The sequence below is a fragment of the Mariniflexile gromovii genome, from assembly GCF_017814435.1.
Taxonomy (GTDB): domain Bacteria; phylum Bacteroidota; class Bacteroidia; order Flavobacteriales; family Flavobacteriaceae; genus Mariniflexile; species Mariniflexile gromovii.
This window is the reverse complement of the sequence record NZ_JAGJCB010000001.1, coordinates 316,141-330,227: the sequence shown is the minus strand read 5'-3', so window position 1 is coordinate 330,227 and position 14,087 is coordinate 316,141. Positions and strand designations below refer to the sequence as shown.

The 14,087-nt window shown below is 28.1% G+C and carries 12 protein-coding genes; all 12 read right to left on the bottom strand.

Going from position 1 to position 14,087, the window contains the following annotated elements; genetic code table 11:
• Positions 1-18 precede the first annotated feature (18 nt).
• The 12 genes from J8H85_RS01435 to J8H85_RS01380 all read right to left on the bottom strand — a co-directional run bounded on the left by J8H85_RS01435 (position 19) and on the right by J8H85_RS01380 (position 13,964).
• The gene (locus tag J8H85_RS01435; protein WP_209651924.1) at positions 19-1,014 is read right to left on the bottom strand and encodes a glycosyltransferase family 2 protein; all 996 of its coding nucleotides are present in this window, start codon (positions 1,012-1,014) and stop codon (positions 19-21) included.
• A complete protein-coding gene (locus tag J8H85_RS01430) occupies positions 1,015-2,118 on the bottom strand; it encodes an EpsG family protein (RefSeq protein ID WP_209651921.1) in 1,104 nt (367 codons plus the stop codon).
• A gap of 24 nt (positions 2,119-2,142) precedes the next feature.
• Complete coding sequence (locus J8H85_RS01425) at positions 2,143-3,468, bottom strand: glucosamine inositolphosphorylceramide transferase family protein (protein ID WP_209651919.1); 1,326 nt, start codon at positions 3,466-3,468, stop codon at positions 2,143-2,145.
• A 153-nt stretch (positions 3,469-3,621) separates the two neighbouring features.
• A complete protein-coding gene (locus tag J8H85_RS01420; protein ID WP_209651917.1) occupies positions 3,622-4,767 on the bottom strand; it encodes a glycosyltransferase family 4 protein in 1,146 nt (381 codons plus the stop codon).
• On the bottom strand, positions 4,764-5,870 hold the full coding sequence (locus tag J8H85_RS01415) for a glycosyltransferase family 4 protein (protein ID WP_209651914.1): 1,107 nt from the start codon (positions 5,868-5,870) through the stop codon (positions 4,764-4,766). Before J8H85_RS01415 ends, J8H85_RS01420 begins: the two co-directional genes overlap by 4 nt.
• 66 nt (positions 5,871-5,936) lie before the next feature.
• On the bottom strand, positions 5,937-7,049 hold the full coding sequence (locus tag J8H85_RS01410) for a polysaccharide pyruvyl transferase family protein (RefSeq protein WP_209651912.1): 1,113 nt from the start codon (positions 7,047-7,049) through the stop codon (positions 5,937-5,939).
• A gap of 1 nt (position 7,050) precedes the next feature.
• The gene (locus tag J8H85_RS01405; RefSeq protein ID WP_209651910.1) at positions 7,051-8,214 is read right to left on the bottom strand and encodes a glycosyltransferase; all 1,164 of its coding nucleotides are present in this window, start codon (positions 8,212-8,214) and stop codon (positions 7,051-7,053) included.
• Positions 8,208-8,855 carry a CatB-related O-acetyltransferase gene (locus tag J8H85_RS01400; protein ID WP_209651908.1) on the bottom strand — a complete coding sequence of 216 codons (648 nt, stop codon included), beginning with the start codon at positions 8,853-8,855 and terminating at the stop codon, positions 8,208-8,210. Before J8H85_RS01400 ends, J8H85_RS01405 begins: the two co-directional genes overlap by 7 nt.
• Positions 8,845-10,038, bottom strand: coding sequence for a glycosyltransferase (locus J8H85_RS01395; RefSeq protein WP_209651906.1), 1,194 nt, complete (start codon positions 10,036-10,038; stop codon positions 8,845-8,847). Before J8H85_RS01395 ends, J8H85_RS01400 begins: the two co-directional genes overlap by 11 nt.
• Positions 10,035-11,474 carry a lipopolysaccharide biosynthesis protein gene (locus J8H85_RS01390; protein WP_209651904.1) on the bottom strand — a complete coding sequence of 480 codons (1,440 nt, stop codon included), beginning with the start codon at positions 11,472-11,474 and terminating at the stop codon, positions 10,035-10,037. Before J8H85_RS01390 ends, J8H85_RS01395 begins: the two co-directional genes overlap by 4 nt.
• Positions 11,475-11,660: 186 nt before the next feature.
• On the bottom strand, positions 11,661-12,941 hold the full coding sequence (locus J8H85_RS01385; RefSeq protein WP_209651902.1) for a nucleotide sugar dehydrogenase: 1,281 nt from the start codon (positions 12,939-12,941) through the stop codon (positions 11,661-11,663).
• Between the two features lie 24 nt (positions 12,942-12,965).
• Entirely contained in the window at positions 12,966-13,964 is a 999-nt protein-coding gene (locus J8H85_RS01380) for an SDR family oxidoreductase (RefSeq protein ID WP_209651900.1), read from the bottom strand.
• Between the last annotated feature and the right edge of the window lie 123 nt (positions 13,965-14,087).

Below are 14,087 nucleotides of genomic sequence, written 5' to 3'. Positions count from 1 at the left end.
TTTATAATCGGTATAAGATTATATTTTAAATGTTTTTTTCAACATTAGCGCTGTTCTAAAAAATAAAAAATTGAAATTAAGAAATACCATTCTGAACAAATTCTTTTTTTTATCAGATATAGAATAGTTTGTTCTAAAAACACCTTTGGATTTTAAAATATCTTTTAAAGTCAATATTTCAGAAATCGGAAAATTATTTTTAAATGTTATATAAAATAAATCAACATTTAAAATAGACATTCTTTCATTAAAAAATTGATCATGTCCCTCTGATTTATCATTTTCAAAATTTAACCTGAATGAATCTATTCTTTGTAAAATATCTATGAAATCATTTGCATATTTTCTTTTTTTTTCAATATCATTTGATCTAGTAATGGATTCTTCCGACTGTAAAAATTTTGCAACAATATTGCTAATAGCCATAGTCCTTTTGGCTAGATACAAAGCTCTTGTGTTAAACTCAAAGTCTTCTCCATAAATCTTTTCAACAAAAAACAATTTGTTTTCCTCCAGAAAACTCCTTTTGTACAACTTATTACAAGCAGAGTTCATATATTTAAGATTATTATAATGATGTATTCCTGATTGAATGGTATAATTATTACTTATAGCCGTTTCATAAACAATTTTTTCAGAAATATCAACACCTTGAGCTCCAAATTCTAAAATATCTAAACTGCTGTCTTTTGCTATAGTATATATTTCTTTTAAAGAGTTTTCTATATAATAATCATCGGCATCTAAAAATAAAATGTATTCACCAGATGCATTTAATAAACCAGTATTTCGTGCCCCCCCTAGGCCTTTGTTTTTTTGTGAAATAACACGAATGTTAAAATGATTTTTTTTTATTTCATTCAATACTTGCAAACTATCATCAGGAGATTCATCATCTACAGCTATGATTTCAAATTCATTTTCAGTAAGTTCTTGGTTATATGTTGAATTGATACATTTTTCTAAATACTTTGCAACATTATAAACGGGTATTATTATAGAAATTTGTTTCATTTAATATTTTTTAAATTCTTCATACCAATACATAAGGTAAGTAAACATGAAATACAAGAAAAGGACTATTCCAATAATCTTATGCTGTTTTTTTATTAGGTTACTTTTTATAAAAGGATATATTATTATTAATGGCATTAAAAACCAAGATAAATATGCAAACCGATTGGAAAAATTCGCTCTAATTATTAAAACCCAAAAAGCATTTGCTGTTAAATAAATATTAAATATTTGTGTATAAAAAGTATCATTAAATTTCTTTTTAAAAATAAAATAAGCACCAGTAACTACTGCAAAAGAGCTGTAAAATAGAAAATCATATCTAAATCCACTGTTAACAAAAGCTTCATCTTTTTCACCCACTAAATAACCACTTAAGCGTTCATCCCCAAATCCTAAACTTGCAAATAGATTTTCCCAAAAACTACCCATTGCTATTGATAATGGAATTGCTATTAACCACCCTTTAAAATACCAACTTGGGTTTTTTACAAAAAGAGTTAAAGTATACGCCAATATTGGTAAATACATTGTTTCATGAAATAAACTAGATATAAAGAAAAGAAAAATCATTAACTTTTTATTGTTAGCAAATGATAAGGCCAATAGAAATATTGAAGTAGCCATACCATTTCTCATTCCATTAACCCCGAAGGACCAAAAGGAGAATGAAACTACAAACATAAAAAAAGCATAAAACCAGTATTGCCTAAATAGTTTTTTTGAAACCACAAACATTGGGTATATATATATAGTGGCACATAAAAGGAAAAAATTATTTGTAGATAAAAATGAAGAACAAAACTTCATGAACTGTTGGAATACAACATCCGTTTTTAATATAATTTTGCCTCCATTTGCATAGCTTTCATATATCCTAGCATAGGTCGCCATATCAGTAAAATAGCGTCCACTTACAGGTCTAAGCCCTAGATAAACAATCAACAATAGCAACATTAAATACCCAATAAAAGTAATATAATTAATATTTTTTTGATTATTTAAATCAAGAACATATGCATGAAATAATGTAATTAATGCGATACCGAATGCAGTATATATATAAACTTCATAATAATATTCTAGTGGAATAAATTCAATCATAATAAAATACTATTTGTCTGTAAATCACTCAGCTTTTAAATAATCAAAAACGCTAACGCCTTTATCCGTATTCATTGTATGCATCCCTTCATACCCATTTGGTGGAAATATTTCTTCAACCTTTTCTTCCGAATAATTTAAAGTTGTTAGTTCTGTAATTTTATTAACTACTAAATTGTTACCATATCCATTTTTGCAATTTTGGGAAATTCTAAAAATTTTACCATTTTTTTGTAGAAAGTCACCAGCATTTCTAGAAGTTTCCAAATTTGTTACAATAGGGTTTTTTACATGAGGTTCCCAATCTTTAGAAAACAAGTTTTTTGAGTAATATAGATATAAGCGTTCATTATTGTCGTGTTCAAAATCTTCAACTTTGTTGGCGAAAATCCAATATAAGCCATCATGAAATAACCAAATAGCATCAAGAAGTTTAATATTATTCATTAATTCCATGTACGGCATCCATTCAAAAGGGAAGTTTTTGCACTTATAAATTTCCAAGGTTTTTTTTTGGCTACTCTCGGGAATCATATAATAATTATCATTTATAAAAAAAACGTTTGGAAAGGAAAGGTGGTAATTTTCGTCTATAATTGTTTTCTTTTCTAAAATATCGAAATTTTCATCTAATGTGACACAAGATATTTTTCCAAGTCCATCTTCTTTGAGTTCTTCAAAATAAATTACAGAATAATTATCATGTTTTATTATAAATGGATCTGCCCAAAAGGAATCTTTAGGTTGATTTAAAAGTATTTCGGGTTTATTTTTATTTGATACAGCTAATTTCCAGTTTTTTTGCTTAACATCAAGTTTTCTTCTCAAAAGAATAAAGCATAAATTAATGTAGTTAAAATATAATTTTATTTTTTTAAATTTTACTTCTCTATTATTTAAAATTTTTAAATTTTTTCTGGCTATAATATCGTCTTCATAGTTTTTAATAAATTTCCTTAAATATATAGAGTAACTAAATAAAAGTTTGAAAATGTTATTAAACATACCATTTTCTATACTCAATTCTGTCTTTGAAATTTTAATCCAATCTTTAGATATTTCTGAATTATAAATTAACAGATCAAGATTTATATGAGAATAATTCATAACACTAAATAATACTTCGTCAAAAGAAACATTTATAGTTAAAAAACCCTTTTTTGTGTGTTTACTAAAATTATTTTGAATGTTAGCTTTTTTTTCAAGAATAATCCAATCGTATAGTTCTAAATCTTTTTTAGAATTTAAAATTCTTAGATTTTTTAATTCTTTAGAAGCCTTATTTAAATCTATTTTGTTGAAAGGAGAGGTTTTAAAATTAGTAAACCTCCTACCTATAAACCGTAACATTGATGAGTATTCAAAGGATTGATTCTTGGCATCTTCAAAAACAAAGACATCAACAGAAAAGTGATTAAATTCACTGCAGAGTGTTTTAATGCAATTCAAATAAAATAAAGGTACTTTTTTTGAGTTTGATATAAATAGTATTCTCTTCATACGCTAGCTATAGTCTTTAAATTTGAAGGAAGATACATCAATAAACAAATTTCTCCAACAATTCATAATTTTATTTGTATTAAATTTCTCAATACTGTTATGCCCGTTTTTTCCAAAAAATATTCTTTTTTCAGGAGCTTCAATTAAATTTATTATGGCATTTGCGAATGCCTTAATATTATTTTGTTCAACTAAAATACCATCAACGTTATTTGTAAAAATATTACGAGGCCCATTCGGACAATCAAATGAAACAATTGGTAAACCGTTAGACATTGCTTCTAATAAAACCATTGGGAAACACTCGGTTTCAGATGTCATTACATATATAGCTGAATCGAGCATTTTTTCGTTTATGTTGTTAGTTGATCCACATAAAACAATTTTATCATTTATATTTAAACTACTTATAAGGTTTTCTAAAGATTTTATATATTCTTTTTCCCCAAAACCATAAATATCTAAAACCCAGTCTGGATGTTTTTGAGCAACTAAACTCCAAGCATTAATTAATTTTTCAAAACCTTTAACAGGAGCAATTCTACCAGCACTAATAACTTTTTTCGAATTCCCTGTATTAGCAATTTTCCCTAAATGTTTATCTATTGAATTAGGTATTACCAATAGGTTATTAGATTTGTAATATTTTTTTTCATCAGTAGTTAATAATACCAAACAATGGTATTTTGATTCAATGTAGTCATTTATCTTATTAAAAAAATTAGTGAATAATGATTTGTTCTCTAGTCGCTTTTGATGAAAAAAATGGCGAGAGGAATGGAATTCTTTAATTTTTGCTATTTCAGGATAAACAAATGGTATGAAATAAAAATCAAAAGCAAAATTACAAACAACAATAACATTTGGTTTTATAGCTTTTATTTTTCTTTTTAAAGATAAATAGTGTTTTGGAACCTTAATAAGATTTAGGGGATTAAAATAACTTTTATTTCGATTATAATTTATTGCCAGATCATGTAAAATCACCTTAGAATCTATTTCATAACAAGGTATATTGTTTTTTTGCTCAGTCGTAATTATGTGGACTTCATAGTTAAGTTCATTAACAAAATAATTAACTTTATTTGCTAATACCCTTTCTATGCCCCCATGTAAATATATTTGATCTGTAATATAAACTAGTGTCATTTTTTATTAAATATTATATTCTTAAACAAAGTATCCCAAAGTGGCATGATTTGGTTAGGTAAGTACATTTTGGATTTTTCTTTTGCTTTTTTTCCCATACTTAGTCTTAACTTTTCATTTACCATTAATTCTTTAAGTTTATTGGTGTAATTTTCAAAATCATTATCTGGTATTAAAAAACCATCCTTATCATTGGAAATAATATCTTTGGGGCCACAAGGGCAATCAAACGCTATACAGGGTAAGCCATTGGCAAAAGCTTCAATTAAAACCATTCCAAAACCTTCAGACCTAGAAGTCATTACATAAATTGAGGCGCTTAAATATTTTTCTTGAATATTTTTGACTGGGTTAAAAAAAGAAACCGAATCTGTTATCCCTAATTGTTCGGCAAGTTTAATGTTTTTCTTGTCATCATCTATTTTTCCATAAATTTCCAATTGCCAATCTTTATGTTTTTCATGTATTAAACTCCAAATTTTTAATAATCTGTCGTGTCCTTTTTGAAAACTATGGTTTCCTACCGAAATCACCTTTTTATTGACTAATAAAGCATGGTTTTCTTCTAAAAAAGATAATGGATTGGGTATTACATGTAAGTTTTTATATTTCCATTCTGTCAGATTATCATTTGTTAAAACAACAAAGGCATCGAAAAAACGGCCTCCAACCTCCATAAACTTATAAATAGTGTTCAGTTTTATCTTTTCAAAAATGCCCAATTTGTCATTTTTTTTAAAAATATCTTTTGAAGCATGCCGTTCGTACACGGTTGGGTATTTTCTTTTTAAAATTAGAGGAACAAAAAAGCCTTTTAAGCCATCATCACAAACAGAAATAATTTCTGGTTGAATTTGTGCTACTTTGGATTTTAACCCCTTTATATATTTTTTAAGGTATATAATAGGATTTCCTTTCACTTTTAAATCATGGAAAACTATTTTTTTGCTAAATTCATAAAAAAGTGGAGTGTTTTCTTGATTTAAAGTAATTATATGTATCTCATAACCAAGCACATCTATAAAATAATTAGTTTTTATGGATAAAACTCGCTCTAAACCTCCAGCACCACAAATTTGATTAGTTATATAAAGCAGTTTCATTATTACTGGTTTTAGAAGTTATTATTGATTTTTAAACATTTGATTGTAAAAAATCACTGTGACTTGTTAATTTGAATTTAAGGCTTTCTGTAAAAACAACTTAGATCTAGCTATTGAAGCTTCTAACTCTTTATTTATTGGTTCATAGGAGCTTATTGGTTGAATCGAAATATTTGGATCATTAGGGTCGCTTATTAACAAATCTGAAATGTTTAATAGGGCAAGTAAATCTCTCATACGGGTATTAATGTTTTCTAGTCTATTAACAACTAAGAATTGTTTTTCAAAAATCAAAGAAAATGCAACGGCATGAAAAGAATTAGAAATTACAAACTGTGCATTGGCCAATAAGGATAAGAAATATTCAGGACCTTTTAACCAAAAATTTGTATCAGCATAATTTATATTCCTGTTAACAGTATAAATTTTGAGTTTGTTTGTTTTAGCCAAAGTTAAAGCCATTTTTTTTAATGATGGGTTACTATCAAAATCATATATCAAAATGTACTTTTCAGAAATTTCATTTACAAAAGTATCATGCCAATATTTTGCAGGAAGTAAAAAAACAGGATCTAAAACTTGAGTTGTATCTGTGATATTAAGTTCTGCTAGAATTTTTAAACCTGAGGTTTCTCTTACTGAGATATAATTGATTTTATTAACTTGTTCTGAAACAAATTTTTTAATAGAATCTTCAAGTGTATCAATAGCAAAACTAGCTGCATATGAAATTTTTAACTTATTATCAGGCACAAAATCTAAATAAAACGCAGGGTCTTTTCCATTTTCAAAAAAAGAATTCCATATTTGATCACTACCACAAATATAAGCATCCGCATATGGTAAATTTTTAGATAATTGTTCGTTTGATTTATATGATTGTTTTGTTGCGTTTATGTATTTAGAAGAAAAATCATCAAAACTTTTTTTTCGTTTCAATGCAATCAACCTAGAAGGTAGTTTTGCTAAAATATAAAAAACTTTAAATATGATATTTGATTCAAATTTGGGGCTGGATACTTCCCATAAACTAAATTTATCACTATCAAAATAAGAAGGTTTGTATCTTATTGTTTCTGCATCATGTCCCAAATTCTCAAGGTATTTTAAGAGAGCATGTTCTTGTAAACTGGCACCATGATTATAAACTTCATGACATGTTATTGTTTTTATTTTCATATTAATTATAGTTAAGGGAGAGTAATTCTTTGATTTTTATTAGAGATTGGGTTTTATCTTGATTTTTGATTTTTGATAAATTTTTGATAAATTTATTTATAAGACATTCATCATTTATTAAAAGTTCAATATTATTAGCAATAGCCTTAGTTGTCATATCACAAATAAGCCCAGTTTCATTATGGGTGATTATTCCTGATGCTGTGGGAAAGTTGGTAGTAACTATTGGTTTTTTTAAAATCGCTGCTTCTATTACAGTTAAACCCAATCCTTCAAACAAAGAGGTTTGCACATATATATCGCAGGTTTTAATATATGGATAAGGGTTTTCTCTGTATCCTAAAAGAATAAAATGATCTCTTACACCACTCTTCACAATTAATTTTTCGATATTTTCTAGTTCTGGTCCAGAACCTATTACATACCATTTTATATTTTTTCCTTTATCAATTAAAATTTTACAAGCCCCTATAGCCAAAGTATATCCTTTGGCTTTAGCCAATCGGCCAACTGTTAATAATTTAATTGTATTATTCTCTTTGTTTAAGCCGTTATTTTCAAGACTCATTTTGCTTATTAATAATTCATCTGAAATATCTTTTATAATGGTGGTTGGTAAAGTTTTCTTAACAATGGCAGCTTCATTTTGAAGCGACAATTCACATTCTTTAGAAACACAGACAATTCTATTGAAATTACTATAATACTTATAATCAAAATTAATATTGTACCCCGCTTTATTGTAATCGGTATTTAACCAAGAAAATTTTCTTAGGGCTGTTACTTTTTCAGCAACATAATAAGTAGAAAAACCTTGATTATATGCTAAGGCAACGTCGTATTTTTTTGTGTGAACAGTTATAATTGATCCAAAAACTTTCCAATAAAGTTGTGCACCATGATAATTCTTGTTCTTTTGGTGTTTTTTTACATTCCAAAATTGAATACGCTTTAGTAATTTAGTTAAAAAATTAGTATTTCCAAAATGGGGTTTGTAAATTACATTTACTTCTTTTGGAATAAATTTTTCAAACTCACCACCTTTATTAAATAGAATTAAATCAACTTTATACTTAGTGAAATCGAAATTTTGTAAAAGGGTAGTTAAGCTTTTTTCAGCTCCACCACATTGAAGAGATTCTATTACAAATACGATATTTAGCATTTTTTATTATAGTATTTATTTACAAAGTGTTCAATAGATAAATTAAAATCTTCAATACGCTCTTTTATAGTATCTACATTCCAATCCCACCAAGCAATTTCGTTAAGCTTTTTAATGATTTCTTCGTCATGTTTCAATTTAATTATTTTGGCAGGGCTTCCAGCAACTATGGCATAGTCTGGAACATTTTTTGTTACAACAGAATTTGATCCAATTGTTGCACCATTGCCTATTATTACCCCTGGCATAATGTATGCGCCCATACCAATCCAAACATCATTTCCAATGGTAATACCTTGTTTTTGTTTAACTTCATTTAAAACATCCTTTTTTAAACGTCCATTCGGCAATGTTAATTCGTTTTTAAATAAATTGTCAATTAACGGGAAATTAGTTATTTTAGAAGCATTATGAAAACCTTCATCCATTATAAAATTAACATTGTGTGCTATACTGCAATAATTTCCGATAGTTAATAAAGAGTTAGTCCATCTCCAAACTCGAGCTCCATTATCATAGGTACGGTTTCCCTTAGAAGTGTAACTGTCATCCTTTAACAATACATAATCAGTTTTTCTAAGTAAAGTTTGATAGTCAAACCCTAAAATTCGCCATAACAATATTCTTACTTTATTTTTCATCTGAATCTTTATTTACATAGAAAAAAAGATCCACCCATTTTTTTCCAACAGTGTCAATTTTAAATTGATAACTACTTTTCACAGCATTGAGAGCCATCTTTTGTCGTATTTCTGCATTATCAATTAAGTATTGGACTTTTTCTGAATAAGTTCTTAAATCCATATCTTTTATAATAAATCCAGTTTCTCCATTTCTTATAATTTCGTGTAACGTAACAAAAGTATCCATAGCAATAGCAACACAGCCAGTTTGAAGTGATTCTGTTAATGTCATTCCCCATCCTTCCATAGCGGAAGTCATTAAAAATATTGAAGCATCTTTATAGAAAACTAAAGGGTCTTGAATTCCTAATAGTTGAATTCTTGTTAAATTCCATTTTTTTATAAGATTATTATAATAATCTCTATCTGGTCCATCTCCAATAACTATCAGGTTCCAATCTTGGTTTTTCTCAAATAATCTTTTCCAAACTTTAATTATAAGGCTAATCCTTTTATGAGATTCATCTAATCTGGCTGCAACTAAAATGGTTTTGCTTTTTTTATCTATATCAGTTTTAGAAGCGAAATAATCGAATGATAGGGCGTTACCAATTGCAGTGATTTTTTTTGAGTCAGAAAGATTATAATATTTTTTGAAATCATTTTTAAAATTATCTGAAAGCAAAACAAATGCGTCTGAACAATCATATCCCAACTGAAACTGTTTACGGAAATTTAATATCTTATAATAACGATATAAGGGAAAAAATAAGAGTTTTGAAAATTTATAAAGTTTTTTAATGACGTTTTTTTCTATTTCTATTTGTTTTTTTAGTCCACTTTTTAAAACTAAAATTTCATGCCCTGGTTTGGAATGATAGGCACAAATAATTTTGCATTTGGTGTCTTTAACAGCTTCTTCAGCAATAATGCTATACCAAGGCCCACCTGGAAATAAAATAACATCAATATCATTGGTTAAAATGATCTCTTTTAATTTGATATGATTTTCGATGATGAAACAGAAATTCACAACATTATCAATATTATCTACATACTTATTAAAAAGAGTAAAACATTCAATATTATTTTGTTGAGAAAGATACCTGACCAAATTGACAGTAGTGCGCTCTAAACCGCCATGTATTGATGAAAAAATGCCATTAGAGGCTATTAAAATTTTTAATTTGTTTGATTTCATTTCTTTTTAATTAATAAAAGTATTTCTTTTAATGAATCAAATTTTAACATATAGGTAATTCCTAAAAAAGAGAGACTTCCTAACAAACTCCCTAATATTAATCTTAATATATCATATGAAATAAGATTTTTAATATAAAAGTCAAATAAAAAAATTATGCCTCCACAAATTAAGGCTATAAAAATTGTAGGTGTTATATCTTTAGTTTGTTCCCATATATTATAATTAATTAACTTACCAGAGTAATAAGTGTTAATGAAAAAAGCCAAGATAGATAAAAAAACACTGCCATATAGAAGTCCATATATCCCAAATTGAAATGTAATGCCTACCACTAAAACTATTAATATTTTTTTTATGATCTCTAATTTTAAATAAAGATCACTTCTCCCTTTTATTTTTAAGATATTTAAATTGTAAGAATGTATTGGATATAGTATACCATTAAAACATAATATTTGGAAATAAGGAACGGCAGGAAGCCATTTTTCTGTTAAAAGTAATCTAAACAAAGGTTCTGCCAAAACACCCATAAAAATTAAAACGGGTGATATAATATATATTACCATTTGCATAATTTGTTTATAAACATTTTTTAATCTGATGTTATCATTCTGAATACTTGAAAACATCGGGAAAGTAACTTTATTTATTATATTAGTAATATTGCTCACAGGTATTTGTTTAAGTGATTCTGCTCTATTATAATAACCCACCTGAGCTAAAGGAAAAAAACGTCCGATTATAATGGTGTAAACATTTAAAAAGGTAATGTCTAATAAGCTTGAAACTGTTAATTTATATCCATAATTAAAATGATACTTGAATTTCTTCTTACTAAAAGACAATGAAGGCCTCCATTTTGTAGAATACCATAATTGAATATTTGCAACTAAAGTTCCTGCAATAGTATTCCAAACTAAACTCCAAACCCCAAACCCATAATAAGCCATAGAAATACCAGTAATACTGCTAACTATTAATGACGGTATTGCTACTATCAATTGTGTTTTAAAATCCAATTGTTTTAACAGTCTAGCTATTTGTATAGCAGAAAATGCGTTTATAATAAACGTTATACAATAGACTCTAATAATTGAAGTTAAAATGTCTTGATTATAAAAGGAAGCAATAAATGGAGCTAAAAAATAAAAAAAAATATATATAACTATACTGCCAACTAAATTAAAAATAAATACAGTGGAATAATCTTCGTCATCAGGATTTTCAGTTCGGATTAATGATTGACTTAACCCACTACCAATTAAAGTATGTCCAATACCCATAAAAATTCCAATCATTGCAATTAAGCCAAACTCTGAAGGCAATAATAAACGTGCTAATATTATTGAAACTATAAAAGAGATAACTTGAGAACTGGACTCTTGTATAAAAGTCCAGTATACCCCTGATAGAGCTTGCTTTTTTAACGTCATGTTATTTTTTTAGAATATTTATAATTATTACCTCATAAATTTTGTTCACTCCTATGCTTTAAAAATTTTGTTATATTGAGTATTAAAATTAAAGAAGTCTCAGCATAAAATTTTTGTCAGCACCTAGAATATGAGCCAAATAAATTTTACAAAATCTAATATATGAAAATTTTCAGATTTACTATTTTATAGTTTACCAGTTACTTTGCATTTTAAAATTCCTTTAACATCATATAAAACACCATCCTTTTTTAAAAAAGAAGATAAAATTTCTTCAAGAAACTCATTATGGGCTACAGTTAAAACAATCGCATCAAACTTCTCATTTGGTATTTTTTTTGTTGTTTGTAAGCCATATTCGAGCATAACCTCATCAGGATTAGCCCATGGGTCATGTATGGTAACTTCAGTCCCATAACTTTTTAATTGATTTATCACATCAACCGCTTTGGTGTTACGTACATCTGGACAGTTTTCTTTAAAAGTTATTCCGAGATTTAGAATTTTGGCCCCTTTGATATGAATGTCGTTATGTACCATTAATTTGATTACCTCCGAAGCTACATATTGGCCCATGCTATCGTTAACACGACGACCTGCAAGAATGATCTCGGGATGATAACCAACTTCTTGTGCTTTTTGTGCTAAATAATAAGGATCAACCCCAATACAATGTCCACCAACTAAACCTGGTCTAAACGGTAAAAAGTTCCATTTGGTACCTGCAGCTTCAAGTACAGCGTGGGTATCTATATTCATTAAATTAAAAATTTTAGCTAATTCGTTTACAAAAGCAATGTTAATATCGCGTTGCGAATTTTCAATCACTTTCGCCGCTTCAGCTACTTTAATGGTAGGCGCAAGGTGTGTTCCTGCCGTAATAACACTGGCATATAAGGCATTTACTTTTTTACCTATTTCCGGCGTTGAACCAGCTGTGACTTTTAAGATTTTATCAACGGTATGTAGTTTGTCACCCGGGTTGATGCGCTCAGGTGAATAACCCGCATAAAAATCTTGATTAAACTTTAATCCACTTAATTTTTCAAGAACAGGAACGCATTCATCTTCAGTTACTCCTGGGTAAACTGTGGATTCATAAATAACAATATCATTTTTCTTTAAAACTTTAGCGACCGTTTCGCTCGATTTATAAAGAGGTGTCAAGTCTGGTCTATTATTTTTATCAATAGGAGTAGGGACAGTAACGATATAATAATTGCAATCTTTAATGTCTTCTAGATTTGAAGAGCAGTATAATCCCAAATCATTATTTGGGTTTTTCTTTAAAACCGATTGTAAAACAGTTTCTTCTACCTCTAGAGTAACATCTTTACCTGATTGTAATTCGTTTATCCTTTTTTGGTTAATATCAAAACCTACCACGGCGTATTTTGTTGCGAAAAGTCTTGCTAAAGGCAATCCTACATATCCTAAGCCTATGACTGCAATTTTAATGTCTTCCATATTCTATTTTAATGCAAATAATAGTTATTTTAAATTCTCCCAATACCAGGAAACCGCTTCTTTTAGTCCGTTCTTAATATTGTATTTAGGGTTGTAATCTAGTAAGTCTTTAGCTTTATTTATAGATGCTAGAGAATGAGGGATGTCGCCCTGTCTGTTATCACGATGTTTAATTTCAACACTTTTAATAGCCTCATCAAATTCAGATAAATAGGTTTTTAACAAATTGGTCAATTCTAAGAGTGTTGTTCTTTCTCCATAGGCTACATTATAAACTGTATTTAAAGCCTCTTTATTTTCAGTAGTTAAGGCATTGATATTCATTTGTACAACATTGTCAATAAATGTGAAGTCTCTAGAATAACTCCCATCTCCATTGATAACAGGCGATTCATGACTGATAAATTGTTGAACAAATTTTGGTATTACAGCGGCGTAAGCCCCATTGGGATCTTGACGTTTGCCAAAAACGTTGAAATACCTTAAACCAATGGTATCAAAATTATAAGTAGTATGGAAAATATCGGCATATAACTCATTCACGTATTTTGTAATGGCATAAGGAGATAAAGGTTTACCAATAGTTTCTTCCACTTTAGGTAGGGCTTCATGATCGCCATAGGTTGAAGAACTTGCCGCATATACAAATCGCTTCACTCCAGCATCTCTTGCGGCTACTAGCATATTTAAAAACCCTGATACATTCACATCATTTGTTGTAATAGGATCTTTTATTGAACGTGGTACAGAACCTAATGCAGCTTCATGTAACACATAATCTATGTTGTTACAGGCCTTTTTGCAATCTTCTAGATTTCGAATGTCTCCTTCTATTAATGTAAACAAGTTGTTTTTTAAAAAAGGTTCAATATTTTGTAGTTTACCCGTAGAAAAATTATCTAAACAGACTACTTGAATTTTATGGTTTAATAAGCTTTCACATAAATTAGAACCTATAAAACCAGCTCCTCCAGTAACCAGAACAGTCTTATTGCTTAATGTTTTTAGTTGTTGATTGGTCATTTTTTAGATTTGGAATCAATAATAGCTTTACAAATATTGTAAAAAAAATGTTAAGATATATTAACTATCATACTAATGTTATGATTTTGCCGATGAAATTCAAAATCGCATAAAATATTGTAA

Coding starts and splice junctions, on each gene's coding strand:
- J8H85_RS01385 (WP_209651902.1), bottom strand. CDS start 12,941: ATGGAAGACATTAAAATTGCAGTCATAGGCTTAGGATATGTAGGATTG.
- J8H85_RS01400 (WP_209651908.1), bottom strand. CDS start 8,855: ATGAAAAATAAAGTAAGAATATTGTTATGGCGAATTTTAGGGTTTGAC.
- J8H85_RS01395 (WP_209651906.1), bottom strand. CDS start 10,038: ATGAAATCAAACAAATTAAAAATTTTAATAGCCTCTAATGGCATTTTT.
- J8H85_RS01425 (WP_209651919.1), bottom strand. CDS start 3,468: ATGTTACGGTTTATAGGTAGGAGGTTTACTAATTTTAAAACCTCTCCT.
- J8H85_RS01405 (WP_209651910.1), bottom strand. CDS start 8,214: ATGCTAAATATCGTATTTGTAATAGAATCTCTTCAATGTGGTGGAGCT.
- J8H85_RS01430 (WP_209651921.1), bottom strand. CDS start 2,118: ATGATTGAATTTATTCCACTAGAATATTATTATGAAGTTTATATATAT.
- J8H85_RS01380 (WP_209651900.1), bottom strand. CDS start 13,964: ATGACCAATCAACAACTAAAAACATTAAGCAATAAGACTGTTCTGGTT.
- J8H85_RS01410 (WP_209651912.1), bottom strand. CDS start 7,049: ATGAAAATAAAAACAATAACATGTCATGAAGTTTATAATCATGGTGCC.
- J8H85_RS01415 (WP_209651914.1), bottom strand. CDS start 5,870: ATGAAACTGCTTTATATAACTAATCAAATTTGTGGTGCTGGAGGTTTA.
- J8H85_RS01390 (WP_209651904.1), bottom strand. CDS start 11,474: ATGACGTTAAAAAAGCAAGCTCTATCAGGGGTATACTGGACTTTTATA.
- J8H85_RS01420 (WP_209651917.1), bottom strand. CDS start 4,767: ATGACACTAGTTTATATTACAGATCAAATATATTTACATGGGGGCATA.
- J8H85_RS01435 (WP_209651924.1), bottom strand. CDS start 1,014: ATGAAACAAATTTCTATAATAATACCCGTTTATAATGTTGCAAAGTAT.